The organism is Streptosporangium sp. OZ121, assembly GCF_051918885.1.
GTDB lineage: Bacteria > Actinomycetota > Actinomycetes > Streptosporangiales > Streptosporangiaceae > Streptosporangium.
This window is the reverse complement of record NZ_JBPXMC010000009.1, coordinates 197,050-220,792: the sequence shown is the minus strand read 5'-3', so window position 1 is coordinate 220,792 and position 23,743 is coordinate 197,050. Positions and strand designations below refer to the sequence as shown.

At 71.1% G+C, this 23,743-nt stretch carries 21 protein-coding genes; 6 read left to right on the top strand and 15 right to left on the bottom strand.

Annotated features, from left to right (window positions below):
• Nucleotides 1-4 precede the first annotated feature (4 nt).
• From fahA to ACTOQ1_RS19045, 8 genes are all read right to left on the bottom strand, one after another.
• Complete coding sequence (gene fahA / locus ACTOQ1_RS19080) at nucleotides 5-1,141, bottom strand: fumarylacetoacetase (RefSeq protein WP_440068874.1); 1,137 nt, start codon at nucleotides 1,139-1,141, stop codon at nucleotides 5-7.
• Nucleotides 1,141-2,046 carry a hypothetical protein gene (locus tag ACTOQ1_RS19075; protein ID WP_440068872.1) on the bottom strand — a complete coding sequence of 302 codons (906 nt, stop codon included), beginning with the start codon at nucleotides 2,044-2,046 and terminating at the stop codon, nucleotides 1,141-1,143. The genes fahA and ACTOQ1_RS19075 overlap by 1 nt, the downstream gene beginning before the upstream one ends.
• Before the next feature lie 53 nt (nucleotides 2,047-2,099).
• Nucleotides 2,100-3,272, bottom strand: coding sequence for a homogentisate 1,2-dioxygenase (locus tag ACTOQ1_RS19070; protein ID WP_440068972.1), 1,173 nt, complete (start codon nucleotides 3,270-3,272; stop codon nucleotides 2,100-2,102).
• 216 nt (nucleotides 3,273-3,488) lie between these two features.
• Nucleotides 3,489-4,301: a phytanoyl-CoA dioxygenase family protein gene (locus ACTOQ1_RS19065; protein WP_440068870.1), complete on the bottom strand. Its 813-nt coding sequence runs from the start codon at nucleotides 4,299-4,301 to the stop codon at nucleotides 3,489-3,491.
• A 158-nt stretch (nucleotides 4,302-4,459) separates the two neighbouring features.
• Nucleotides 4,460-5,773, bottom strand: a complete 1,314-nt coding sequence (gene nhaA, locus ACTOQ1_RS19060) for a Na+/H+ antiporter NhaA (RefSeq protein ID WP_440068868.1) — start codon at nucleotides 5,771-5,773, stop codon at nucleotides 4,460-4,462.
• A gap of 121 nt (nucleotides 5,774-5,894) precedes the next feature.
• Nucleotides 5,895-6,707: an SAM-dependent methyltransferase gene (locus ACTOQ1_RS19055; protein ID WP_440068866.1), complete on the bottom strand. Its 813-nt coding sequence runs from the start codon at nucleotides 6,705-6,707 to the stop codon at nucleotides 5,895-5,897.
• Between the two features lie 117 nt (nucleotides 6,708-6,824).
• Complete coding sequence (locus tag ACTOQ1_RS19050; RefSeq protein ID WP_440068864.1) at nucleotides 6,825-7,457, bottom strand: IclR family transcriptional regulator; 633 nt, start codon at nucleotides 7,455-7,457, stop codon at nucleotides 6,825-6,827.
• Between the two features lie 130 nt (nucleotides 7,458-7,587).
• Complete coding sequence (locus tag ACTOQ1_RS19045) at nucleotides 7,588-8,247, bottom strand: response regulator (protein WP_440068862.1); 660 nt, start codon at nucleotides 8,245-8,247, stop codon at nucleotides 7,588-7,590.
• Nucleotides 8,248-8,412: 165 nt separating this feature from the next.
• Between ACTOQ1_RS19045 and ACTOQ1_RS19040 the strand changes: the two genes are divergently transcribed.
• A complete protein-coding gene (locus ACTOQ1_RS19040; RefSeq protein ID WP_440068860.1) occupies nucleotides 8,413-10,293 on the top strand; it encodes a sensor histidine kinase in 1,881 nt (626 codons plus the stop codon).
• Nucleotides 10,294-10,304: 11 nt separating this feature from the next.
• Here the strand turns inward: ACTOQ1_RS19040 and ACTOQ1_RS19035 are convergent, their stop codons facing one another.
• Entirely contained in the window at nucleotides 10,305-11,114 is an 810-nt protein-coding gene (locus ACTOQ1_RS19035; protein WP_440068858.1) for a sensor histidine kinase, read from the bottom strand.
• Between the two features lie 447 nt (nucleotides 11,115-11,561).
• Between ACTOQ1_RS19035 and ACTOQ1_RS19030 the strand changes: the two genes are divergently transcribed.
• The gene (locus tag ACTOQ1_RS19030; RefSeq protein ID WP_440068856.1) at nucleotides 11,562-12,890 is read left to right on the top strand and encodes a hypothetical protein; all 1,329 of its coding nucleotides are present in this window, start codon (nucleotides 11,562-11,564) and stop codon (nucleotides 12,888-12,890) included.
• Between the two features lie 29 nt (nucleotides 12,891-12,919).
• Here the strand turns inward: ACTOQ1_RS19030 and ACTOQ1_RS19025 are convergent, their stop codons facing one another.
• The 5 genes from ACTOQ1_RS19025 to ACTOQ1_RS19005 all read right to left on the bottom strand — a co-directional run bounded on the left by ACTOQ1_RS19025 (nucleotide 12,920) and on the right by ACTOQ1_RS19005 (nucleotide 18,901).
• On the bottom strand, nucleotides 12,920-14,593 hold the full coding sequence (locus ACTOQ1_RS19025; protein ID WP_440068854.1) for a tRNA ligase subunit PheS family protein: 1,674 nt from the start codon (nucleotides 14,591-14,593) through the stop codon (nucleotides 12,920-12,922).
• A 479-nt stretch (nucleotides 14,594-15,072) separates the two neighbouring features.
• Nucleotides 15,073-15,288, bottom strand: a complete 216-nt coding sequence (locus ACTOQ1_RS19020; protein ID WP_350969734.1) for an EF-hand domain-containing protein — start codon at nucleotides 15,286-15,288, stop codon at nucleotides 15,073-15,075.
• A gap of 266 nt (nucleotides 15,289-15,554) precedes the next feature.
• Nucleotides 15,555-15,911: a four-helix bundle copper-binding protein gene (locus ACTOQ1_RS19015; protein ID WP_440068853.1), complete on the bottom strand. Its 357-nt coding sequence runs from the start codon at nucleotides 15,909-15,911 to the stop codon at nucleotides 15,555-15,557.
• Between the two features lie 177 nt (nucleotides 15,912-16,088).
• Nucleotides 16,089-18,365, bottom strand: coding sequence for a protein translocase subunit SecD (gene secD, locus ACTOQ1_RS19010; protein WP_440068851.1), 2,277 nt, complete (start codon nucleotides 18,363-18,365; stop codon nucleotides 16,089-16,091).
• A gap of 149 nt (nucleotides 18,366-18,514) precedes the next feature.
• A complete protein-coding gene (locus ACTOQ1_RS19005) occupies nucleotides 18,515-18,901 on the bottom strand; it encodes a hypothetical protein (protein ID WP_440068849.1) in 387 nt (128 codons plus the stop codon).
• A 117-nt stretch (nucleotides 18,902-19,018) separates the two neighbouring features.
• On the opposite strand from ACTOQ1_RS19005, the gene ACTOQ1_RS19000 reads away from it, so the two are divergent.
• On the top strand, nucleotides 19,019-20,680 hold the full coding sequence (locus ACTOQ1_RS19000; protein WP_440068848.1) for an alpha-amylase family protein: 1,662 nt from the start codon (nucleotides 19,019-19,021) through the stop codon (nucleotides 20,678-20,680).
• Nucleotides 20,681-20,692: 12 nt separating this feature from the next.
• Here the strand turns inward: ACTOQ1_RS19000 and ACTOQ1_RS18995 are convergent, their stop codons facing one another.
• Entirely contained in the window at nucleotides 20,693-21,349 is a 657-nt protein-coding gene (locus ACTOQ1_RS18995; protein ID WP_440068846.1) for a TetR/AcrR family transcriptional regulator, read from the bottom strand.
• 80 nt (nucleotides 21,350-21,429) lie between these two features.
• Here ACTOQ1_RS18995 and ACTOQ1_RS18990 point away from each other — a divergent pair, with 80 nt between their 5' ends.
• The 3 genes from ACTOQ1_RS18990 (at nucleotide 21,430) to ACTOQ1_RS18980 (ending at nucleotide 23,561) form a co-directional block, all read left to right on the top strand.
• On the top strand, nucleotides 21,430-22,164 hold the full coding sequence (locus tag ACTOQ1_RS18990; protein ID WP_440068844.1) for an SDR family oxidoreductase: 735 nt from the start codon (nucleotides 21,430-21,432) through the stop codon (nucleotides 22,162-22,164).
• Between the two features lie 159 nt (nucleotides 22,165-22,323).
• Nucleotides 22,324-22,455 carry a hypothetical protein gene (locus ACTOQ1_RS18985; RefSeq protein WP_440068843.1) on the top strand — a complete coding sequence of 44 codons (132 nt, stop codon included), beginning with the start codon at nucleotides 22,324-22,326 and terminating at the stop codon, nucleotides 22,453-22,455.
• Between the two features lie 14 nt (nucleotides 22,456-22,469).
• On the top strand, nucleotides 22,470-23,561 hold the full coding sequence (locus ACTOQ1_RS18980; RefSeq protein WP_440068842.1) for an alanine racemase: 1,092 nt from the start codon (nucleotides 22,470-22,472) through the stop codon (nucleotides 23,559-23,561).
• Nucleotides 23,562-23,743: the final 182 nt, after the last annotated feature.

The window sequence follows — 23,743 nt, the reverse complement described above, 5'->3', positions numbered from 1 at the left end:
GGGGCTACCGCGCGGGCTCGATCGTTCCCGACACCTCCCCCAGGGTGATCACGGTTCCACCGGGTCCGGGGGCGGTCGCGGTGATCGTGACGGTGTCCCCGTCCTCCAGGAAGGTCCTGGCCGAGCCGTCGGGCAGCTTCAGCGGCTCGGTCCCGTTCCAGGTCAGTTCGATCAGCGAGCCGCGCTCGCCCGGTTCGGAGCCGGAGACCGTGCCGCTGGCGTAGAGGTCGCCGGTGCGCAGGGCGGCGCCGTTGACGGTCATGTGGGCGAGCATCTGGTCGGGCGTCCAGTACATGTCCCGGTACGGGGGACGGGAGACGATCTCCCCGTTCACCGAGACCTCCAGCCGCAGGTCGAGCCCCCACGGCTCCTCGCGGCGCAGGTAGCCGAGCGGCTCCGGGTCCTGCGGCCTGCCCTCGATCCGCGCCTCCGACAGGGCCGCGAGCGGGGTGATCCACGGCGACACCGAGGTGGCGAAGGACTTGCCGAGGAACGGGCCCAGCGGGACGTACTCCCACGCCTGGATGTCGCGGGCGCTCCAGTCGTTGACCAGGGTCACGCCGAACACGTGGTCCTCGAACCGCCCGGCCCGGTCGCCGAGGGCCGTGGGCGCGCCGACGACGAATCCCAGCTCCGCCTCGATGTCCAGCTTGGCGGACGGGCCGAAGACCCCCGCGCCGCGCTGCCCGCACGGCCGGGTGACCGGGGTGCCGGACGCGACGACCGTCCCCGCCCTGCCGTGGTAGCCGACCGGCAGGTGCCGCCAGTTCGGCTTGAGCGGCTCCTCGTCGGGGCGGAACATCCGGCCCAGGTTGGAGGCGTGCTCCAGCGAGCAGTAGAAGTCGACGTAGTCGGCCACCTCGACCGGCAGGTGCAGCGTGACCTGGTCGAGCGGGACGAGGTGCGGCCCCATCACCGCCCGGTCGGTGCTCAGCTTGTTCTGGATCAGGGCCCGGGTGGCGCGCCACGCGGCCGGGCCCCTGGACATGAAGGCGTTGAGCGAGCCGGTGGCGAACACCTCGTCGTGCAGGGCCCCGGCCAGGTCGACCACGTGGTCGCCGTATCGGACGCCGACGCGAGGGGTCTCCCCCTCGTGGCGGGAGAAGACTCCGTAGGGCAGGTTCTCCAGGCCCCAAGACATCACACGCTCTCCTCTTCTGTGCCTTCTGTACCGGGGGTCGCGGGGGCTGGCGGGCGCCGGTCGATCAGGCACAGGGCCGCCAGGTCCTCGATCGGGGTGTGCGTGTCGCACGACCCGTACGACACCAGCAGCTCCCTGGCCCGCGCCGCGGTGTCGTCGGGCACGGCCTGCGCCAGCCGTACCAGCTCGCCGACGTCGGTCAGCTTCAGCACCGGCACCGGATCGCGGTCCTCCACGGCCGCGCAGACCGCGAGGACCAGGTTGAGGAAGCCGTGCCGGTCCACGCCCAGTTCGGGATCGAAGTGACGGACCGCGTTGTGCAGCCCCGCGGTCGCCTTGAACGGCACGCCGTGCCTCGCGCAGTGCGCGATGAGGGCGCCCAGGTCCGCGGCGCGGGGAAAGGCCCCGGCGGTCAGCCCGCCGCAGCGGAACTTCAGGCCGGGGCCCGTGGCGTCGCGCGGCAGGGAGGCGAGGTCGCCCGGGGACACCTCCACGAACAGCCGGGCGCCGCCGGGCAGCCGTCCGGCCAGCCGCTCCGCCACTGCCCCCGGGGTCTCGCCCGGCGCCTGACGCACCTCGACGAGCTCGACGGCGATGGACTCAAGGGACTCAAGGGGCTCAAGGGGCGGGACGCCGGGGGTGTCCAGGATCAGGCCGAGCCGGATCGGGAAGGTCAGGTGGTCGCGAAGCTCCGCCAGGCGCCCGGCAGGGCAGAGGAACCGGTGGGTGAGCACCGGGTCGTCGCCCGCCAGGTCGCTCCTGTGCCGCTCCAGGGCCTCGGCCATCGGCAGCCCGGTCGGCGGGAACAGCCCGGCGTCGTCGACGAGCCCCCGGAAGAGCACCGCCGTTCCCGTCGCCACGTCGTTCACCTTCGCGCCCGTCCCCGTGCTCGCGTGTGCGCTCATGGCCCTGTCCCTACCCCGTGGCGGGCCCGCGTTCGCAGCGGGCCCGTGACCCGTCAACGGGCCCATGTCCACGCGTACGCGGGGTCCTCCACGGACAACCCCGCCGGGCCCAGGTCGAGGGGGCGGAAGGTGTCGACCATCACGGCCAGCTCGCTCGTCCGCGTGTGGCCCTGCCGCACCGCCTCGATGACGGCCTCGACGGCGCCCGGCTGCGGGCCGTGGGTGAACCCCGCCGGGTGCAGCGAGACCGAGCCGACGTCGATGCCCGAGCCCCTGCGCGCGGTGTAGTCGCCCCCCGCGTAGAACATCAGCTCGTCGGAGTCGACGTTGTGGTGGTTGTACGGGATCGGGATCGCGTCCGGGTGGAAGTCGAGCGGCCGGGGGCAGAACGAGCAGATCACGAAGTTGGGACCCTCGAAGGTCTGGTGCACCGGCGGCGGGGCGTGGGTGCGCTTCACGATCGGCTCGAAGTCGTTGATGTTGAACGCGTACGGGTAGAGGCAGCCGTCCCAGCCGACCACGTCGAACGGGTGGTCGCGGTAGACCAGCCGGGTGAGCCCGCCGCGCGTGCGGACCAGGACCGGCACCTCCTCGCCCTCGGCGATCAGGGGCTCCTGCGGGGTGCGCAGGTCGCGCTCGGAGTAGGGGGCGTGCTCCAGGAACTGGCCGTACGTGGACAGGTAGCGCTTGGGCGGCCGGATGTGGCCCGCCGCCTCGATGGTGAAGGCCGTGACGCGGCCCCGCGGCACCCACCGGTGGATCGTCCCCGTCGGGACGACCACGTAGTCGCCCTCCCCGGCCTCGATCACCCCGTACGTCGACTCGAACCTGACCTGTCCGCTCGCGATGTAGACGCACTCGTCGCCCATGGAGTTGCGGTAGAGGCCGCTGGGGGCCTCGCCCGCGGCGTACGACATGCGGACGTCGGCGTTTCCGGCGAGCAGCCCGCGCCCGGTGACCAGGTCGCCTCCGTCCGGCAGGTCCTGGGTGCGCAGGTGGCGGGGGGAGAGGGGCACGTTGGGGGTGAGAAGCCCTCTCGACGCGTCGGGCTCGACGGCCTCGGCCTTGAGGATCGCCGTGGGGAGGTGACGGTGGTAGAGCAGCGACGAGTCGCTGGAGAACCCCTCCTCGCCCATCAGCTCCTCGGCGTACAGCCCGCCGTCGGGCCGCCGGAACTGCACGTGCCGCTTGCGGGGGATCTCCCCCACGACCCGGTAGTACGGCATCCGCTTCTCCCAGCTCTGTCCGTTTATCGGACGCATACGTCCTTTATACGAACAACCATCTGTCAGGGGCGGGGAGATGTCAAACGTCGTCCGGTGGCCGCCGGTTCTCGGCGCGCCTGACCCGGTCGTACGAAAACGGACGGCGCGGCGCCGCCGGACGTGCCGCTGCCCGGGTACCGGGTTCTCCGCCCGGTTCGGGGAACGGACGGAGCGCGCCTACCCGGCGCCGTGGCCGGTGCCGTCCCCGTCCGGACCGGGGGTGTCCTGTCCCAGGCCCCGACGGATCGCGATCTCCACGGGTGAGTACGCGCCGTCGGCCCGCTCCAGCTCGTACGGCGCGGCCGGCATCAGCGGCGGCTGGGCCATGAAGCGCGGCCGCACCCCATGGTGCGGTTGCGCCGCGTGCACCAGGAACGGATGGCACAGGAAGACGTCGCCCGGGGAGCCGGTGGCGAGGGCGAGTGGCCGGTGGTCGGAGGCCGCCACCAGATCGGGCGCGAGGACCAGCCCGCTCGCCCCGTCCTCCCCGTACTTCTCCAGGACCTTCGGCACGTCGAGGTGTGAGCCGACCCGGATCCGGGTCGGGGCGTCCTCCTCACCGACCTCGCTGAACAGGAAGAGCATCAGCAGCGCCCGGCCCCGGGAGCGCAGATTCGTGAAGTACCAGCTCTCGCCCTCCGGCAGATAGCTCCCCTCGATGTGCCAGCCCGCGTCGTCCGGCTCCTCCTCGTGCGGGAAACGCAGCGGGAACGAGCCCAGCGAGTAGCGCGGCTCCCAGCGTCCCGCGCCGACGAGCAGGTCGTACGCGTGCTGCAGGAACGGGGAGTTGGGGGCGGCGGCGAACGGCCCCTGCGCCATGCCGGCCACCCAGTGCACGGGCCGCGTCCACGTCGCCGGATCGTCCGGGTCGCAGCCCGTCTCCCGCCACAGCAGCCGCGCGCAGTCCGCGGCCACGCGCGGCGCGACGGCGCCCTCCAGCTTCACGAAGCCGTCGCGGAGGAAGCGGGATACCAAGGTCGTGTCGTCCATGCCCCCATCGTGCGGCGGCACCGGTCCCGGCCGCCCGACATTTTCCGCGCCGCTTTTGTCGGGTGTTCACCGAACCCCTTCCCGCCCCCTGAGACCGGAGGCGACCACTCCCACGGCAACCGTCCGGAGCTCCTGGAACCGCGCTCCGCCGAGTGCGCTCAGGGACGTGCCTGGTAGACGTCGGGGATGCCGTCGCTGTCGTGGTCGGCGGTCTCGGCCTCGTGGATGCGCCGGTAGACGCGATTGCGCAGCCGGAGGACGAGCGCCGCGGCCAGGGCCGCGATCAGGGAACCCGCCAGGACCGCCACCTTGACGTGGGCGTCGCTCTCGCTGCCGGCCCCGAAGGCCAGTTCCCCGATGAGCAGGGAGACGGTGAACCCGATACCGGCCAGCACCGACAGCCCGCCCACATCCACCCAGCTCAGGTTCTCGTCCAGGTCGGCGCGGGTGAAGCGGGCCACCAGCCAGGTCGCGACCATGATCCCGACAGGCTTGCCGACCACGAGCCCGATGACGATGCCCACCGCGATCGGGTCGGCCAGGGCGGTGGCCAGGCCGCTCACCCCGCCGAGGGCCACTCCGGCCGACAGGAACGCGAACACCGGCACGGCCACCCCGGCCGAGATCGGCCGCAGGCGGTGCTCGAAGTGCTCGGCCAGGCCGGGCCCGGCGTCGGGGCCGCCGGCCCGCTCGCTGCGGACGACCGGCACCGTGAAGGCCAGCAGCACCCCGGCGACGGTGGCGTGCACGCCCGAGGCGTGCATCAGCGCCCAGGTCGCGGCGGCCAGCGGCAGCAGCAGCCACCAGGCGCGCACCCGGCGCTGCACCAGCAGGGCGAAGATCGCCAGTGGCACCAGCGTGCCCAGCAGTGGCAGCCACGACAGGTGCTCGGTGTAGAAGACCGCGATGATGACGATGGCCAGCAGGTCGTCGACCACGGCCAGGGTGAGCAGGAAGGTGCGCAGCGCCGCGGGCAGGTACCGGCCGATGACCGCGAGCACGGCCAGCGCGAACGCGATGTCGGTGGCCGTCGGGATCGCCCAGCCCCGCGCCGCGCCGGCGGCGCCGCTGGAGAGGGTGAAGAGCAGGTACAGCGCGGCCGGGATGATCACGCCGCCGAACGCGGCCGCGATCGGCACCGCGGCCCGCCGCGCCTGGCGCAGGTCACCGGCGACGAACTCGCGTTTGAGCTCCAGCCCGGCCACGAAGAAGAAGATCGCCAGCAGCCCGTCGGCGGCCCAGGCCGCGAGGGTCAGGTCCAGGTGCAGGGCCGCGGGCCCGATCTTGACTGCGCGCAACCCCTCGTAGGCGTCCGACCACGGGGAGTTCGCCCAGATCATCGCCGCCACCGCGCCGACCAGCAGCAGCGCTCCGCCGACGGTCTCCCCGCGCAGTATGTCCGCGATGCGGCGGGTCTCGGCCCACGACCCCCGGCTGAACAGGCGAGGCGTGCTGGTTGAGGTATCGCTCATGGGCGCTCCACTTCCGGGATCGAGTCGGACATTGCCGACCAGACTTCCCGGCGCACCAGCGTTCACCCTACCGGCGGGTCCATCGGAGCCCGGCGCGGGGGTGCCGCGCCGGCGCCCACGGTCAGGGCTTGCGGCCCACGGCGCAGAACTCGTCCACCTCGCGGTTGCCGCCGACGATCGACGGCCCGGGACGCCAGAGCGGGCACGAGACCACGCCGGGTTCCACCAGCTCCAGGCCCTCGAAGTAGCTCGCGATCTGTTCCGGGCTGCGGAGGGTGTACGGGACCGAGCCGGCCTCGTTCCAGATGGCGATGGCCTTCTCGAACTCCGCGCCGCGGATCACGTTGGTGCCGTCGGCGACCGCCAGGTAGCTGCCGGAGGGCAGGGCGGCCAGCAGCCGGCGCGTGATCGTCCGTCCCTCGTCGATGTCGGTGAGGTGACCCAGGATGTTCATCAGCATGAGCCCGACGGGCTTGTCGAAGTCCAGGGTGGCCCTGGCGGCCTCCAGGATCGCGTCGGGGTCGCGCACGTCGGAGTCGATGTACTCGGTCGCGCCCTCGGGGGTACCGGTCAGCAGGGCGCGGGCGTGCGTCAGCACCATGGGGTCGTTGTCGACGTAGACGACGCGCGCGTCCGGTGCCACCTGCTGGGCGACCTGGTGGGTGTTGTCGACGGTGGGCAGCCCGGTGCCGACGTCGAGGAACTGGCGGATCCCGCCCTCGCCGGCCATGTACCGGACAGCGCGGGAGAGGAACGCCCTGGACGAGCGGGCAATATCCACGATGTCCGGAAAAATCCCGACGAACTGGTCGCCGATTTCACGGTCGACGGCGTAGTTGTCCTTGCCGCCGAGCCAGTAGTTCCAGATCCGGGCGGAGTGGGCCACGCTGGAGTCGATCGGAGTGGGAGCGTGCGGGGAAGGCTCGTCGGGCACGGGGTGCTCTTTCTCTGGCGCCGGAGAGTGAAGATCTTCAGATTGCCATCTTGCCGGTTCTACGCCGCCCTTGGGCGGATTTGTCTGGTTATTTAGTGGTTAACGATGAAGGAGTCGTCAGGCCAGCGAGCCGGACAGCTCCGCCGCGGCCGCGGCGACCCGGGGGCCCACGGCGTCCGGGTCGAGCGCGGTGAAGGTGACCACGCCCACCGAAGCCTCCAGCCAGGGAAGGCCGGGCACGGGGGCGGCGACGCCTCTGGCCCCCTCCTGGAGCTGGCCCTCGGAGACCAGATAGCCGGTACGGCCCGCGCGAAGGGCGAGGATGGCCAGCCCGGCGGCGCCCCGTTCCAGCGGGTGGCGGGAGCCCTCGCGGTAGGCGACGTGCATGTTCGTCCAGGAGGGTTCGACCACCGCCACGGCCAGGCCGTCGTCGCCCTCGGCCACCGTCAGGTGCGCGGTCGCCCCGACCTCCTCCGCCAGCCTGCGCAGGGTGGGCAGGGCGCCCTCCCGCAGCAGCGGCTGCACGGCTCGGGCCAGGACGAGGACCCCGAAGCCCAGGTGGACCCGCCCGTCGCCGTCCCGGCGGACGAAGCCCTCGCTCTGGAGGGTGGTGAGCAGCCGGTACACCGCGGGGCGGCTCAGCTCCAGCTCCGCCGCCAGCTCCGTGGGGGTGCGGCCCCGCCGCCCGTCGGCGAGCAGGCGCAGCAGTCGCAGGCCGCGCTGCAGGGTCTGCGAGGATTCGGCCGGCATCTAGGACGCCCGCTGGGCTGGAAGCATGTCCCGATTATCGCGCGCCGCCCCGGAACGCCCGCCGGGCCGGAGACGTGTCCCGGCCATCGTCACCGTCCTCGCGCCACCCCCGGCAGGCCCGGCGGGTCTCTCAGCGGGCGTCGAGGAAGGTCAGCACGGCGAGGACGCGGCGATGGTCGTCCTCCGTCCCCGGTATCCGCATCCTGGACAGGATGCTGTGCACGTGCTTCTCGACCGTGCCCTCGGTGATCCAGAGTTTGTGCGCTATGCCGGAGTTGGAGCGTCCCTCGGCCATCAGGGCCAGGACCTCCTGCTCGCGCGCGGTGAGGAGTCCCAGCGGGTCGCCCCTGCGGTGGGTCCTGATGAGCTCCCGTACGAGACTCGGGTCGACGACCGAGCCGCCCTGGACGATGCGCTCAAGCGTCTCCATGAAGTCGTCCACCCCGGTCACCCGGCTCTTGAGCAGGTAGCCGACCCGGTCCCCGGTGGCGAGCAGTTCCATCGCCTCCTCCACCTCGATGTGCGCCGACAGCAGCAGGATCCCCGTCTCCGGGAACTCCTCGCGGATCACCCGCGCCGCCTCGATGCCCTCGTTGGAGTGGGACGGGGGCATCCGGATGTCGAGAATGACGAGATGGGGCCGGTGCAGCCGGACGAGGGCGAGGATCTCCGCCGCGTCCCCGGCCTGGCCGACGACCTCGAAGCCCGACCGCGACATGAGGCTCGCGACTCCCTCGCGAAAAAGCACGTCGTCGTCCGCCAGCGCTATTCGTATCCGGTGCGCACCCACAGCTCCAGCCCTTTCGTCACGCACTTCTCTCCGAATTTCGGTTAAACAAATGGTCACGCGGAGTTAAAAGAATTACATCTCGGAGGTTCGGGCGGCCGTACGTGCGGAGAGCGGTCGGGAAACAGCCGTCAAACCCTTTCCTGACATGCGAGTATCTTAGTCTCCATGCGCGAACGGCTTTTGTCGTTATTGCTGCGCACAAAGCGGCCGCCCCTTTGGTTGGGGATCATCTGCGGCGCTCTGTGTATCGCGGCGGAAGCCGTGCTGTCCCTTTTCCTGGAGCGCGTGACGCCGGGCGACTTCCTCGGAGGGATCTATCTGCTCGGTGTTCTGCTGATCTCGATCCAGTGGGGGCTGGGCCTGGGACTGGCGACCCTGGCGGGCAGCGCCGTCGCCTTCAACTACTTCAACCTCCCGCCGGAGTGGAGCTTCTCGTACGGGACGCGCGGGCTGTGGACCCCGATCCCGATCTTCCTTATCGTGGGGTTCGCGATCAGCTCGATCGCGGCGCTGGTGCGCTCGCTGAACATCGAGGCGGAGAACCGCCGGCACGAGGTGGATCTCACCGCGCAACTGGCCCACGTCCTGTTGCGCACGAAGGACCTGAAAGCCGCGCTGCCACCGGCCTCGCGTCTGCTGGCACGGGCCATGGAGGCACCGAACCTGGAGATCCGGCTCGAGGAGCTCTCCGAGGAAGAGCACGGAGAGGCGCTGCCGCTCGTGGAGAACGGCGTCAGGGTCGGCACGCTGGTCCTGCCCGCCGGCGTGCCCGAACCCGTACGGAGGCGTCTGCGTGAGCGGATGGTGCCGTCCCTGGAGGCGCTGCTGAGGGCGGCCCGTGATCGCGAGAACACCGAGACGGTCCTGGCGTCGAGCCGTGACGAGATCCACCGGATCGCGCAGGAGCAGGCGGCGTTGCGGCGGGTCGCGACCCTCGTGGCGCGGGGTATCTCCTCGGCGGAGCTGTTCAACGCGGTCGCCTTCGAGATGGGCTCCCTCATGAAGGCGGATCACGTGGCGATCAACCGCTACGACCCCGGCCACGTGACGGTGCTGGGCTCGTGGAGCTGGCAGGACGGCACGGAGAAGGTGCTGCCCCTCGGCTCACGGTGGCCGCTCAACGAGGTGAGCGTCTCGGCCACCGTGCTGAAGACCGGGCGCCTGACGCGAAGAGGGAGCTACGGACAGAGCGGCGGAAAGATCGCGACATGGGTCCGGAAGATGGGAGTCACCTCCACCGTCGGTTCTCCCATCATCGTCGACGGAAGCCTGTGGGGCGTGATGCTCGTCTTCTCCAGCGCCCGGAAGCCGAGGTTCGAGGGGGCGGAGGAACGCATCATGGACTTCACCGAGCTGGTCGCGACCGCCATCTCCAACGCCCAGGCCCGTGCCGATCTCGCCTCCTCCCGCGCCCGCGTCGTCGCCGCGGCCGACGAGACCCGCCGGCGCATCGAGCGCGACCTGCACGACGGAGCCCAGCAGCGCCTGGTCTCGCTCGGGCTGGAGCTACGCGCGGTGGAAGACGGCCTGCCGCCGCCGATGACCGAACTCAGGGAACAGCTGTCCCGGGCGGTCCAGGGACTGAACGGGGTCGTGAACGATCTGCAGGAGCTCTCACGGGGCATCCACCCGGCGATCCTCTCGAAGGGCGGGCTCGTGCCCGCGCTGAAGGCGCTCGCACGCCGCTCCGCCCTTCCCATCGAACTCGAACTGGAGTCCGTCCCGCCTCTGCCGGAGCACGTCGAGGTGGCCCTCTACTACACGGCCGCGGAAGCGCTGACCAACGTGGCGAAGCACGCGAACGCCTCCGTGGTGCACGTCACCCTGGGCATGGCCGGAGCGGCCGTCCGGCTCTCGATCCGCGACGACGGGTGCGGAGGAGCCGACTACGGCAAGGGGTCGGGGCTCATCGGGCTCAGGGACCGCGTCGAGACGCTCGGCGGCAGGCTGCGGGTCGCGAGCTCCGCGGAGGAGGGGACGTCGCTCTCCGTGGTGATACCGATAGTGATGACACCGATCGAGACGGTTTCGGCTGATCACCCCTGATATCGGCGATATCAGGAATGTTCTGGCAGCTCATGGACGGCGAGGGGGAGGCGGAGGACGAACCGCGCGCCACCGGTGCTGGAGTCCTCCACGTCGATGGTCCCTCGGTGGGACTCGGCGATGTCACGGGCGATCGTGAGGCCGAGCCCGGTGCCCCCTCGGTTCCGGCAGCGGGCGGTGTCCAGCCGGGTGAACCGCTCGAAGACCCTCTCCCGGTCGGCGGCGGCGATGCCGTCACCGTCGTCGGTGACGGACAGCTCGCCGTACCGGCCGTTCCGGCACACCTCGACCAGCACCGCGTGCCTGGCGTGGCGCTGGGCGTTGTCCAGCAGATTGGCGAGGAGGCGGGTGATCTCGGCGTCGATGACGTTCGCCCGCACCCCGGGGGCGAGGCGAAGCCGTACGGGGACACCGTTCTCGCGCCGCGAGATCGCGGCGCGGACCATCTCTCCCAGATCCACGTTGACGAACGCGTCAGGCGTGTGCGCCCCCACCTTCGCCAGCACCAGCAGGTCGGCGACGATCTTCTGGAGCCGGTCGACGCCCTCCAGCGCGTCTGCCAGGAGCTCGTCCAGATCCGTCTCGTCGGGGTGCAGCCGTGCCTCTTCCAGGAGCGTTCTGAGCCCGGCGATCGGGGTGAACAGCTCGTGGGAGGCGTCGGACACGAATCGCCGCTGCTGGATCAGCGACTGGTCGACCCGGCTTCTGGCGCTCTCCAGCCGTTTCAGCAGGTTGCCGGTGGCCAGGGCGAGATGCATGATCTCGTCCGCCCTGGGAAGGCCGTGGAACCCGTTGCTCAGATCCTTGGTGTGCGGTGACATGAGGATCCGTTTCGAGATGTGTTGATCGGTGCGCTCCCGTCGACGGCGATGGGGTTTCTCGTCGGCGGTTCGACGGCCGGGGGGAGCCCTCCCGCCTCTGGACAGTTGTTCACCACATCATGATGTCGTTTTTGCCGCCCGTCGTCTGCGCTGGCAGCCTCCGTTTGGTCCTTCATGCCAGCGGGGCCTCCGGTATTACCGCTAGCCGCAATGCCCCGGCGTCCTCACCCGAGTAGGATCCGCCGCCCGAGCCGGGCGGGTTCACCGCGGCACGGCGGCGGTGTGAAGGGCGATGGCCGGTACGGATCCGGCGGGAGACGGCGGAGATAGCGGAGATAGCGGAGATATCGGAATGCTGATGATTCCTTGACCGGGGCTGTCGAGCCCCTCGTGATCTGGGTAAAGTGCGGATCGATCGTTTTGACCAGCTTTCGGGGAGTTCAGGACATGCGACTTACTCTGCGCCGGGCTCTCGCCATGGGCGCCACGCTCGCGCTCGTCGGTGTCATGACGCCCGGGGCCGCATACTCGCAGGACGATCCCCGCAGCTGTAACGACCTGCTGGGAGCCGACACCCCGGCCTACGTCGTGTGCCACTGGCTGGCCAAGCCGGAGGAGGCCCTCGGCGTCGCGCTGTTCTGGGGTGCCGACGACGGGGCCCACCTCAAGGAGGCCACCCCGAGCGACGGCAAGTTCCTCGACTGCTCGGCCGCCGGATCGGTCTGCCCGGAGGCACCCGGCGGCGGCTCCGAGGGCGACGAGAACTCGCCCTTCCCCGAAGGGGCCGGAGACGGCGGCGCGCCCGACTGCGAGGCCGGCCAGCAGTGCGCGGTCGACGGGCACGGCGAGGGCGGCGACGGCACGGTCGCCGGGGACGAGCAGACCGGCACCTCCACCCCGGCGCCGACCCCCACCCCCACGGGCGCTCAGGACCCCGCGGCCGCCGCCGCGGCGCAGACTCCCGCCGGCCAGGCGATCACCGCGGCGAAGGCCGTACAGCTGAGGGTCTGGATCGACACCGAACTGGCCGACGACTGGAAGGCCGGCACCGAGACCTTCACCGCCGCCGTCAAGCGCATCGGCGCGCTGGCCGCGCGCCCGGAGGTGGCGGGCATCCGGTTCACCTCCCAGCTGGGCTACAACACCACGTTCAAGACCGACGCGGAGATCACCGCGTTCGTCACCGCGGCCTCCGACGCCCTCCGCCAGGCCGCGCCCGGCAAGCGGCTGGGCATCCACACGGTGGTGCCCGAGCTCGCCTGCGGCGCGAACGACACCTGCAAGGCCGAGATGCGCAAGCGGTACCCGCTGCTCGCTCCCGAGAAGATCGAATCTCCCCTGATCGCGGGCCGCGTCGACCAGCTCTCCCTGGACAGCGGCCTGCTGTACGGCGGCTACGACGCCTGGAAGATCAACGCAGAGCAGGCCCACCTCAACCAGTGGATCCAGGTCCGCGCCCGTTCGTGGGACGTCCTGGCCCAGATCGCCGCCGAGGAGACCGGGCTCGTCGGCCAGGTGACCGACGCCAAGATCGCCTCCCGGCTGTCGGCGCCCGTCAAGGACGGCGGCGCCCAGCAGGTGAACGTGTGGACCAGCGTCCAGAACGCCCAGGGCGCGGTGAACCGGCTGATCGCCTGGGACCAGCTGAAGAAGCTCCTCCCGATCCAGCGCCGCCTGGCCGGCGTCTACAACCCGGCCAGTCCCGAGACGGACATGACCACCGACCTCAAGAAGCTCTCCGAGGTCTTCGGCCAGATCTATCTCACGACCGTCTGACGCCCCCCGCCGGCGGGCCGCCTCGGGAGTCACCTGCTCCCGAGGTCGGTGAGGTGCTCCATCGCGGTGAGGTCGATCTCCATGGCGCTCGTCCTCGGGGGCAGGCCCAGCGCCTGAACCGTACCGGCGCGCAGCTCGCCCGCGTGGCCCAGCACGGCCCCTCCGACGAGCAGTTCCAGGCAGCGTCCAGGCAGCCAGGGTGCGTACTCGGTGGGCCGGGTGACCAGTCCGGCCCCCATGATGTGCGCCGCCGTACGCGCGGCGTCGACCGCGCGGGCCCATGACGACTCGCCGGTCAGGGCGGCTGCGAGGTGGCGGGGCTGGGCGGGGATGGCGGTGTTCAGCGCGTCGAGCTGGTCGTCGGTGGGGCGGCGGTCCGCCCGAGGGACGGGCGGGAGGCCGCCGCTCGCGGGCGGCACGAAGACCGTCCCCTGCTCGAAGAGCGCCGGGGCGGGGTTTCCCCGGGTGAGGTTGAGACCCAGCGCGGCCAGCAGCCCGGGGAGAAGCGTGGTGCGGAGTGACGGCTCGCGCGGGCTGATCGGGTTCGTGAGCGTCAGCGCGGCGCGGCGCGGGTCGTCGGGCGCCAGGCCGAAGGCGTCCCACGCGGCGTCGCAGACGAAGGGAAAACACGGCGTCTCGACGTATCCCGCTCCCGCCAGCGCGTGCCCGATCCGCCGCCGCAGGTTCTGTGACCGGGTGAGCCCTCCACCGGCCTCCCGTCTTCGCGCGGCCCTGGCACCGTGGCCGCGCGCCAGCGGGATGGTCTCCATGTCGGGCACGGCCCGCGCGGCCGGCACGGCTCGCGTCGGGGGCGTGGCCCGGGGAAGGGGCCTGGGCCGCGGTCTGCCGGGGGCGAACTCGTCCATCCCGAGGGGGAAGCGGACGTCGCCGTCGACGACGTCGCGCATGTCCTTCAGCCCGTGCCGCAGCATCAGCGTTCGCTCGACGCCCATGCCGAAGGCGAAGGCGCCGTACCTGTGCGGATCGACACCGCAGGCCGCCAGCACCCGGGGATGGACCATGCCGCACCCGCCCCACTCGATCCATCCCTCGCCGCCGCAGGTCCCGCACGGGTCCGCGGGAGCGTCTCCGGCGGCGCCTTCCCGAGGGACCGCGGCGCGGTCCTCCGCGCCGGTGCCACGGCAGACCGCGCACTCCACGTCCACCTCCGCCGACGGGTCGGTGTAGGCGGAGCGGTGGGTGCGAAGCCGGGTCGCCGTGCCGCTGCCGAACACGGAGGTGGCGAAGTGGTCGAGGGTCTTCTTCAGGTCGACCATGGTGAGGCCCAGGTCGACGGCGAGGCCCTCGACCTGGTGGAACACCGGGCTGTGGGTGGCGTCGGCCGGGTCGGGACGGTAGGCGCGGCCCGTGCAGACCACCCGCAGGGGAGGGGGCGTGCCGAGCATCGCCCTCACCTGCACCGGTGAGGTGTGCGTGCGCAGCACGAGACCCGACCTCCGGCCGGGGGCCGAGGGGTGCTCGACGTAGAAGGTGCGTTCGGGGGCGCGGGAGGGGTGGCGGTCGTCCATGTTGAGGGCGTCGAAGCTGAACCACTCGGCCTCGACCTCTGGCCCCTCGGCGACACGGTAACCGAGGTCGAGGAAGACGTCGGTCATCTGCTCGGCCATGACGGTCACCGGATGCCGGGCACCACGCGAGTCACGCGGCGCGCTCCCGGCGCGGCCGCTGGATGCGCTCCTCATTATCTGCCCTCTTCCTCTGTGAGGCCTCCCGAGCAGGTCGGCCCCCGAGGCGGTCAGGCGAAAGACGCCGGATCGCCTTCCGGCCGGGACGTGACGGGAAGCGAGCGGAAGCGCGGATCGTGGCGACCGGACGACCTCACGCGCGAGACGCGAGATCGCCTTCTGAAAGGGATCGGCGTGCGACGACCGTTCGGGAACATCGGTGTTCGCACGTCGATCCGAGCCTTCGCTACGCTGTGCGCTCATATGACTACCCAAAGTTATTGTGCGGTCAATGGCGCGTCAACATGCCACCAGGTCGGTGGCGAGGCCGGCCGGTCCGGGACCTGGTGTCCGGCTCGGGTCCGGCCGGCCCGGCCGGCCCGGTCTGGGGCGCCCGGCTCGAGGCCGGAGGGTCGGGCCGGCCCGGTCTGAGGTCCGGATCGGGGCCGGAGGGTCTGGCCGGTCCGGTCTGAGGTGTCCGGATCGGGGCCGGAGGGTCAGCCCGCCCGGGTCTGGGCGAGGTATCCGGCGAACTCCTCCAGGGAGATGAGGCCGTCGCCGTCCTGGTCGATCCTGGCGACGGCCGCCGCGGCCGCCTCCGGGGTGATCGGCTGGCCGAGCACCTCCATGAGCCTCGTCAGCTCGGGGATCGAGATGAGGCCGTCACCGTCAACATCAACGATCTTGAAAGTCGTCGCGTAGTCGTCCGCCACGATTGCATCCGCCTTCGGCAGCAGGGAAATCAGACGCCAAGCACACTAGCGGGATTCGAGGCGCGGTCTCCTGCTGAAAGCGGAGGATTCCTGTTGTTCCGGTCATGGCGGGGGTTGTTCCGGTCATGGCGGGGGCGCCGCCGATCCGATCGGCGGCGCCCCTTCCACCCTCTTTCACCTTCTGTTCCGCCATGTCGCCCCGCGTCCCGTCCACGTCATCCCTCTGCCGACGCGGACGGCCTTGCGAAGACCGGCCGGACGGTCGTTCAGGCTCGCGCGCCGACCATGGCCTGGCAGGCCTCGACGCACATCCGGCACGCGTTGGCGCACTCCTTCATCATGGAGTCGTCGCCCATGGACATGCACGCCTCGGCGCACTTGCTCGCCACCTTCGCGCACATCGCGGCCATCTCCATCGCCATCGGCGACTGGCGCATCATCATGTCCGCGCACATGCGGGTCATGTCGGCGCAGTCCATGAGCGGGCCCATCATCGCCATGTCGGCGTGCCGGCCCCCCTGCATGAGGCAGTAGGTCATGGTCTGCTCGCAACGGCTGTGGCTCTCCATGCACGCATCGATGCTCTTCTGCATCTGAGGGCTCATCTTGACCGCGTGGCTCATGCTTTCTCCCCGTTTTCGTGACCGTCCTGCTTCAACGGCCGAAGATCTCGCAACAGTGTTGTGCCCCTGTCGAGGACCCTTGCCAGCCGAGGAGTTCTGCCTTTAGTCCCAGATGGCAATAGTTTTGTGTATAAATTCACCCATCATTTGTAGGGTTAGTAGGAAAGGCGGAGGCGGTCAGATCACCGCGCCCGAGCCCTGGCGGGCCGGGGCCGGTCCCCTCCGCTTGGGCCGGGGCGGCGCGGTGGGCCTGCGCCGCTCCAGCTCGATCGCGAGCGGCGCCGCGACCAGCGCGGAGGAGAGCGTGCCGACGACGATCCCGATCAGCAGCGCCACCGCGAAGTCGGTCAGCGAGTCACCGCCGAGCACCGCCAGCGCGGCCAGGATGAACAGCGCGCCCAGGCCGGTGTTGACCGTACGGGGGACGGTCTGCAGGATCGCGGTGTTCGTCACCTCGGCGAACGGGGCCTTCGGCCGCGCACCCCACAGCTCGCGGACCCGGTCGAAGACCACGACCTTGTCGTTGACGGAGTAGCCGATCACGGTGAGCATCGCGGCCAGGAACACCCCGTCCACCGGCTTGCCCAGCCACGCGAACGCGCCGATCACGATCGCCGCGTCGGCCACCAGGGCCAGCACCGTCGCCAGCCCGAAGGTCCAGCGGAACCGGAAGGCGAGATAGGCGAGCTGCGCGGCGAGCGCGACCCCCAGCGCGATCAGCGCGTTGCGGCGCAGCTCGTCCCCGAGGCTCGGCCCGATGAGCTCGTCGCGCTGCTTGGTGACCGACGCGCCCCCGCTCTCCAGCGCGCTCTCGATCCGCACCACTTCGGCGGGACTGATCTGACCGGCCCGTACGGAGATGTCCTCGCCGGAGGACTGCACCACCGCGTTGGGGAACCCGGCGTCGCTGACGAGCTCGCGGGCGGCGTCGGCGGTCATCGGGGTGCTCGTGGAGTACTCCACGAGCCTGCCTCCGGTGAACTCCACGCCGAAGTCGAGTCCCCGCACCGCGACCCCTGCCACGGACGCGGCCACCAGCACGCAGGTGACCAGGAAATACACCGCGCGGCGGCCCATCAGGTCGGGCTTGTGCGCGTTCAGCCAGGTGCGGACGCGCCCGATGCCGGACAGGCCGGTCAGCCTGGGCCGCGAGGAGACGGCCTGGAGGCTCACCGCCCACTGGGCGAGGACGCGCGTGATGACCATCGCGGTGATCAGCGAGGCGATCACACCGATGCTCAGCGTGACGCCGAAGCCGCGTACCGGTCCGGACGCCAGGAAGAACAGCAGTCCGGCGGCGAGCAGCGTGGTGATGTTGGAGTCGGCCACCGCGCTCCACGCGTTGCGGAAGCCCTTCTCCAGCGCGCCCCGCAACCCCGGCTCCGCCGCGTACTCCTCCCGCGCCCGTTCGAAGACCAGCACGTTGGCGTCGACCGCCATGCCGATCGCCAGGACGAAGCCGGCCAGTCCCGGCAGGGTGAGCGTGGCGCCGAGTCCCACCAGCGCCGCGTACGAGATCAGCGCGTAGCAGGCCAGGGCGAAGGCGGCGATGAGGCCCACCAGCCGGTAGGTCACGACGATGAACAGCGCGGTGAGCGCGATGCCGATCACCGCGGCCTGGGCGCTGGCCGTGATCGCGGCGGCGCCGAGCGTCGGGCCGACGGTCCGCTGCTCGATGATCTCGACGGGCACCGGCAGCGAGCCGCCCTTGATCAGCAGGGCCAGGTCGGCGGCCTCCTCCGCGGTGAAGGTGCCGGTGATCTGGGTGGAGCCGCCAGGCAGGCCGACGTCGCAGGCCACGTCCTCGTTCACCTGGGGGGAGACGATCACCTTGGAGTCGAGCACGATGGCGACCCGCCGTTTGGGGTCGCCCGCCGGGTTGCAGGCGGCCTGGCCGGTCAGCTCGGCCCACTCCGCCCGGCCGCTGTCGCGGAAGTCGACGGTGACGAACCAGCCGCTGCCCTGCTGGGCGTCGATCCCCGCCTCGGCGCCGCTGACGCCGTCACCGGTGAGGGCGGCCGGTCCGATGTGCAGCGCGCCGCCACTCTCGTCGGGCAGGATCTGTTCGCCCTTCCCCGGTTTGGTGCCGGCCGCCGGGTCGGGGACGCCGAGGACCGGGTGGAAGGTGAGCTGCGCGGTCTTGCCGATGACCTCGGCGGCCTTGGTCGGATCCTGCACGCCGGGCAGTTCCACGATGATGCGCCGCTCGCCCGAACGGGCCAGCGGCGCGTCCGCCACGCCCAGGCCGTCGGCCCGGCGGCGGAGCACCTCGAGGGTGCGGTCGGTGGCCGCGGCGTCGGCCTTGACGGTCGGTGAGTCCCTGGTCTCCAGTACGAGCTGGGTGCCGCCGCGCAGATCGAGGCCGAGGCGCGGCGACATGGTCAGGGCGATGAACAGCGAGGTGGCGATGACGGCGAACGCCGCCACCGCGCGTACCACCGGGGCACGCGACATGGGAGCCTCCACAGGCTGGGGAACTGTCCTCGGGGATGCCGGAGGGGCCGGTCTTTCCAGGACGCCGGCATGCTTCGCGTACGGCGGCCTTCCGGTACGGGAAAGGCGTTTTCCGGTACGGCGAAGGCCCGGAGCGGCTCCGGGACGGTTCAGCCGGCGGTGGAGGCGGGCGGCGCGCGCCCCGGCCTGACGAGCAGGGCCGCGAGCGGGCGGGTGTCGTCGTCGCGGGCCGGGCGCGAGTCCGGGCCGGTGGCGAGGGAGAGGTGCCGCAGGTCCGCCGGCGGGGTCGCGAGCGGATGGCCGCCCCCGCCCCCCAGGCCGATCCCGGTGGCGGAGAGGCCGGTGACGAGGGCGTTCCTGTGCCCGCCGTCGGAGGCCGGGCGAGAGAGCCGCTGGTGCTCGCCGGAGGACTGGGTGACGGTGGCGTGCCGCAGGAGGACGGTGGCGCCGCCCCCGCTCAACCCGCCGGAGACGAGCAACGGCAGCAGCAGGGCCAGCAGCCAGCCGAAGGGCGCGCCGCGCCTCAGCTGTCGCATGATCTCCTCCTGGCCGTCCCGTCCACCGTAACGCGCCGGGGGCTCGCCGACCTCTCCGGCGCCGGCCCAATGTCGGTGTTGTCTCATAAAAACGTCAAGGGAGGGTAGTGCGCACGCATGCGACTCACCTATACGGCTGATCTGTGGTGGAAGAACGCCGTCGTCTACTGCCTGGACGTCGAGACCTACAAGGACGGGAACGGTGACGGCATCGGTGACTTCCGGGGCCTCACCCAGCAGATCGACCACCTGGACCGGCTCGGGGTGACCTGTATCTGGCTGATGCCGTTCTTTCCCAGCCCCAGCCGCGACGACGGCTACGACATCAGCGACTTCTACTCGGTCGACCCCCGGCTGGGCACCCTTGGCGACTTCGTGGAGTTCATGCGCACCGCCAGGGACCGCGGCATGCGGGTGATCGCCGACCTGGTGGTCAACCACACCTCCGACGAGCACCCCTGGTTCAAGGAGGCCCGCTCCAGCCGCGACTCTCCCAAGCGCGACTGGTACGTCTGGCAGGACGAGCCGGGACCCGTCGACCCCAAGGCGATCGTCTTCCCCGACAAGGAGGACAGCCTCTGGGAGCTGGACAAGAAGACCGGCCAGTACTACTACCACAGCTTCTACAAGTTCCAGCCCGACCTGAACACGGCGAATCCGCAGGTCCGCGACGAGATCGCGCGCATCCTCGGCTTCTGGATGGAACTCGGTCTGTCGGGCTTCCGGGTGGACGCGGTGCCGTTCCTGATCGAGGGCATCGGCGGCGACCCGCACGAGTTCCTCGCCGACCTGCGCGCCTTCATGAACCGCCGCGACGGCACCTCGATCCTGCTGGGCGAGGTCAACCTGCCCTACCCGGACCTGATGAAGTACTTCGGCGACGCGGACAACGGCGACGAGGTCACCATGTGCTTCGACTTCATCGCCATGCAGCGCTTCCACCTGTCGATGGCCCGCCAGAACCCGGAGGCCCTCGCCGAGGCCCTGCGCGACCGGCCGGAACCGCCCGACGACTCCCAGTGGGCGATGTTCGTCCGCAACCACGACGAGCTGACCCTGGACAAGCTCACCGAGGCGCAGAAGCACGAGGTCTTCGACGCCTTCGGCCCGGAGAAGAACATGCAGGTGTACGACCGGGGCCTGCGCCGCCGCCTCCCCCCGATGCTCGGCGGCGACCTGCGGCGGCTCAAGCTGGCCTACAGCGTGCTGTTCTCCCTGCCGGGCACCCCGGTGCTCTTCTACGGCGAGGAGATCGGTCTCGGCGAGAACCTGAAGGCCGAGGGCCGGATGGCGGTCCGGGTCCCGATGCAGTGGTCGGCCGGAGGCGGCTTCTCGCCCGATCCGAAGACCAAGGTCACCTCGCCCACCGGCAAGTTCGGCCCGCGCAACGTCAACGTCGCCGACCAGCGTCGCGACCCCGACTCGCTGCTCAGCTGGATCAAGCTCCTGGTCGAGCGCTACCGGGAGTCGCCCGAACTGGCCTGGGGCGCGTACGAGATCCTGGACGCCGGTGACGTGGCCGTGCTGGCCCACCGGGCCGACGCCGAGGGCGGCACCGTGGTCGCCGTCCACAACTTCGCCGACCGCGAGGCGAAGGTGGATCTCGTGCTCGAAAAGCTCGACGGCTGCGAGACGCTGGTCGACCTGCTGGTGGACGGCACCATGGACCTGCCCTCCGACGGCCGGGTGAAGTTCACGCTGGAGCCGTACGGCACCCGCTGGCTCCGCTCCTCCGTCCCCGACGCGGCCCCGGAGGACACCTCGGCCAAGAGCGGGTGACCTGCCCGGGGATCATCCCCGGCCGCGTCCCGGGTGCCCGTCCGGAGCGTCTCGCCGGGCGGGAGGGTGCTCGTCGGGAGTGCCCTCCCGTTCCCCCGGCCAGGCGAGCATCGCGAGTCCGGCGATCCGTTCCAGATCCCGCCGGGTCGCGCCGTCGCGGGCCTGGGCGGACATGCCCTGGATCGTGGCCGCGTAGAACAGGGCGAGAGCTCCGGGGTCGGTGCCCTCGGGGAGCAGGCCCGCCGCCACGTCCGAGGCGATGCGCGCCGTGATCGCGGCCTTGGCGGCCTCCCTGATCCCGCGCATCGCCTCCCGCACGTCGGCCGACTCCGGGCCGACGTTGACCGCCGCGCTGAAGATCAGGCAGCCCGGCGGGTGCCCGGGGTCGGTGTAGCTGGCCGCCGCCTCGCGCAGCATCCTGGAGATCGCCGCCCGCGCGGTCGGCTCCTCGGCCAGCGCCCGCGAGGAGAAGTCGTACCTCCTGTAGCGCTCGACGACCTCCTCGAACAGGTGCCGCTTGTCGCCGAAGGCGGCGTACAGGCTGGGCGGGCGGATGCCCATCGCGGCGGTGAGGGAGGCGATGGAGGTGGCCTCGTAGCCGTGCCGCCAGAACTCCAGCAGCGCTATCTCCAGCACGGTGTCGCGGTCGAAGGCTCGCTTCCTGCTCACCGGAGCATTGTATAGCGAACGCTACAAAACCCTGCTACGGTTCGATTTTGTAGCGATCGCTATAAAACCTGGGAGGCGATGTGAGAACCGCGCTGGTGACGGGTGCGAGCAGGGGGATCGGCAGGGCGGTCGCCCTGCGGCTCGGGCGCGAGGAGGTCCGGGTGGCCGTCCACTACGCCAGGGACGAGGCGGCGGCCGGGGAGGTCGTGACGGCGATCACCGAGGCCGGGGGAGAGGCGTTCCCCGTCCGGGCGGAACTCGGCGTGGCGGGGGATGTGGAGACGCTCTTCACCGCCCTGGAAAAGGAGGTGGACGGGCTCGACATCCTCGTCAACAACGCGGGGATCATCGTCCCCGGCGGCATCTCGGAGGTCACGCCCGAGGCGTACGACAGGATGTTCGCCGTCAACGTCAGGGCGCCGTTCTTCATCATCCAGCGGGCGCTGCCCCTCCTGCGCGACGGCGGGCGCGTCGTCACCATCAGCTCCGGCGTGACCAGGATCGCCTTCCCCCAGAGTCCCGCCTACGTCGCGACCAAGGGGGCGATGGAGGCGCTGAACCGGACGCTGGCCAAGGAACTCGGTTCGCGCGGGATCACGGTGAACTCGGTCTCGCCGGGCATCACCGACACCGACATGAACGCGGGCTGGCTGCGCGGCGACCCCGAGGCCGAGCGCTTCGCGGCCGGGCAGTCCGCCCTCGCGAGGGTCGGCGCCCCGGAGGACATCGCCGACGTCGTCGCCTTCGTGGTCTCCGACGACGCCCGCTGGGTCACCGGGACCACCCTCGACGCCACCGGCGGCTCCGGGCTCTGAGCCATCTCGGGCAGGCCGGGCACGTCGCGGTGGAAACGCGCCTCGCCGCGTTCGCGGCCTTCGCCCCGGATGGCCGCGCACCGACGGGCGGCGGCGTACTCCCCGTGCCCTCGACTTTCCCCGACACGGCACCGTATCGATGAACCGCCAGGACGAAGCGTGTTGGATGTCCACCACACGGATCAGATCGTGGACGAGGAGGGGACCGCGGTCGCGGCCGCCGTCACGCCCACGCGCCACCTGATCGTCGAGACCCGGTTCCCGCCCGTCCGGCGTCCCGTACCGCCATGATCGGAGATAACGCAGTGACAGCCACCGTCGCGGCGCAGCCGCAGACCTCGGAGTCGTTCCTGGCCGGGCCGCTGCCCGCATACGTCTACGACCTGGTCGAGCTCGCCGCCCACGTCAGGGACATCCGCGCCGCGCTGGGAGACGTCGAGCTGTACTACGCGGTGAAGGCCAATCCCGACCCGGAGCTGATGCGGACGCTCGCCCCGCACGTCGACGGCTTCGAGGTCGCCTCGGGGGGCGAGCTCGCGCACGTGCGGGAACACTTCCCGCACGCGCCGATCGCGCTGGGCGGGCCGGGCAAGACGGACGCCGAGCTGTTCGGCGACGTGACCCGCCTGCACGTCGAGAGCCCCGGCGAGCTGCGCCGCCTGCTCGCGTCCGGCCGCCCGGCGGACGTGCTGCTGCGGGTCAACCTGGACGTCCCGATCGCGGGGGCCTCGCTGGCGATGGGCGGCGGCGCCACCCCGTTCGGGATGGACCCCGCGGGGATCGCCGAATGCGTCGCCCTGCTGGAGGCCCAGAGTGCCGTACGGCTGCGCGGGATCCACGCGCACCTGGCCAGCGGGCTCGACGCGCCCCGGATGCTGGAGCTGGCGGCGGCCGTCCTGGACTACGCGCGGACGCTGGGGGCGACCGAGATCAACCTCGGCGGCGGCATGGCCGTCTCCTACGCCGACCCCGACGACCGCTTCGACTGGACGGCCTACGGCTCGGGCCTGGCCGCCCTCCGCCGTCCAGGGGAGACGCTCCGGATCGAACCGGGACGCTCGCTGACCGTCTACTGCGGGAGGTACGTGACGCGCGTCATCGACGTCAAACGGGTCCACGGCGAGCTGTTCGCGATCGTGGCGGGCGGGACCCACCACATCCGCACCCCCGCCACCAAGGGCCACGACCAGCCCCTGGTCATGACGGAGGCCGGTGAGCCGATCACGATCGTCGGCCAGCTCTGCACTCCCAAGGACACCCTGGCCCGCCGGGTCCCCATCGCGCTCAAGCCCGGCGACCTGGTGGAGTTCACGATGGCGGGCGCCTACGCCTGGAACATCTCCCACCACGACTTCCTGATGCACCGGAAACCGAGCTTCCACTATCTGAGCCGCTAGGAACCGGCGGAGGCCGGGCCGGAGAAAGCCGCCGGCCGGCCCCGACCCGGGTACGGGAACGCCTGCCGATACGCATATGCTGCGCATCGTCGTTTTCATGTCAGGCAGCACCCAGAGGGAGAAGCTCACCGTGTACAAGGAGTTCGCGATCGAGGCCGTGGTCTGGGTGATCCCCGTCGTAG

What these genes read in the sequence shown, in the direction of transcription:
- fahA (WP_440068874.1), bottom strand. Translation starts at nt 1,141, where the DNA reads ATGTCTTGGGGCCTGGAGAACCTGCCCTACGGAGTCTTCTCCCGCCAC.
- ACTOQ1_RS19075 (WP_440068872.1), bottom strand. Translation starts at nt 2,046, where the DNA reads ATGAGCGCACACGCGAGCACGGGGACGGGCGCGAAGGTGAACGACGTG.
- ACTOQ1_RS19070 (WP_440068972.1), bottom strand. Translation starts at nt 3,272, where the DNA reads ATGCCGTACTACCGGGTCGTGGGGGAGATCCCCCGCAAGCGGCACGTG.
- ACTOQ1_RS19065 (WP_440068870.1), bottom strand. Translation starts at nt 4,301, where the DNA reads ATGGACGACACGACCTTGGTATCCCGCTTCCTCCGCGACGGCTTCGTG.
- nhaA (WP_440068868.1), bottom strand. Translation starts at nt 5,773, where the DNA reads ATGAGCGATACCTCAACCAGCACGCCTCGCCTGTTCAGCCGGGGGTCG.
- ACTOQ1_RS19050 (WP_440068864.1), bottom strand. Translation starts at nt 7,457, where the DNA reads ATGCCGGCCGAATCCTCGCAGACCCTGCAGCGCGGCCTGCGACTGCTG.
- ACTOQ1_RS19040 (WP_440068860.1), top strand. Translation starts at nt 8,413, where the DNA reads ATGCGCGAACGGCTTTTGTCGTTATTGCTGCGCACAAAGCGGCCGCCC.
- ACTOQ1_RS19035 (WP_440068858.1), bottom strand. Translation starts at nt 11,114, where the DNA reads ATGTCACCGCACACCAAGGATCTGAGCAACGGGTTCCACGGCCTTCCC.
- ACTOQ1_RS19030 (WP_440068856.1), top strand. Translation starts at nt 11,562, where the DNA reads ATGCGACTTACTCTGCGCCGGGCTCTCGCCATGGGCGCCACGCTCGCG.
- ACTOQ1_RS19025 (WP_440068854.1), bottom strand. Translation starts at nt 14,593, where the DNA reads ATGAGGAGCGCATCCAGCGGCCGCGCCGGGAGCGCGCCGCGTGACTCG.
- ACTOQ1_RS19015 (WP_440068853.1), bottom strand. Translation starts at nt 15,911, where the DNA reads ATGAGCCACGCGGTCAAGATGAGCCCTCAGATGCAGAAGAGCATCGAT.
- secD (WP_440068851.1), bottom strand. Translation starts at nt 18,365, where the DNA reads ATGTCGCGTGCCCCGGTGGTACGCGCGGTGGCGGCGTTCGCCGTCATC.
- ACTOQ1_RS19005 (WP_440068849.1), bottom strand. Translation starts at nt 18,901, where the DNA reads ATGCGACAGCTGAGGCGCGGCGCGCCCTTCGGCTGGCTGCTGGCCCTG.
- ACTOQ1_RS19000 (WP_440068848.1), top strand. Translation starts at nt 19,019, where the DNA reads ATGCGACTCACCTATACGGCTGATCTGTGGTGGAAGAACGCCGTCGTC.